Genomic DNA, 476 nt, shown 5'->3' with positions numbered 1-476 from the left:
GACTTAGAAATTAATCTAAATCTTTACTTTCCATATTTACTATATAATTTGCCATAAGCACTAATCCCCTTATCAATAAATCTTCACTAATAGCACTTTTTCCTATAAAACTCTCAACATATTCAACTCCATAATCTAAAAATTCATCATCTGCATCTATATTAAATTCATCTAATTCTTTTATTATCTTTTCTCTTAAATCATTCATGTTTTTATTCTCCTTGTCTACAAAATAAAAAGACTAAGTAGGGGTAACTTAGTCTTTTAAAAGGGGGATACATATTCTTCAAGGGAGCAAGTTCTAGGAATCGAACCTAGATTAAACACCAGTACTCACATGATGAGTGAGGTTACCAAGCCCCACTCTTTTTAGACCTCTGAATTAAGATACAAAATTGTATGAGATTTTAATCTCAATTCAAATACTTAATATAGTGTATCAATAGATTTTGAACATAGTTAGAATTGAACTAACA

The 476-nt window shown here is 28.8% G+C and carries 1 protein-coding gene; it reads right to left on the bottom strand.

Annotated elements, in window-relative coordinates:
- Positions 1-10: 10 nt before the first annotated feature.
- On the bottom strand, positions 11-208 hold the full coding sequence (locus Q3304_RS20920) for a hypothetical protein (protein ID WP_407815223.1): 198 nt from the start codon (positions 206-208) through the stop codon (positions 11-13).
- Between the last annotated feature and the right edge of the window lie 268 nt (positions 209-476).

Source organism: Clostridioides sp. GD02377 (assembly GCF_045899875.1).
Classification (GTDB): Bacteria; Bacillota; Clostridia; order Peptostreptococcales; family Peptostreptococcaceae; genus Clostridioides; species Clostridioides difficile_A.
Note: the sequence above shows the minus strand (reverse complement) of the source record. Positions and strands in the feature narration are given on the sequence as shown.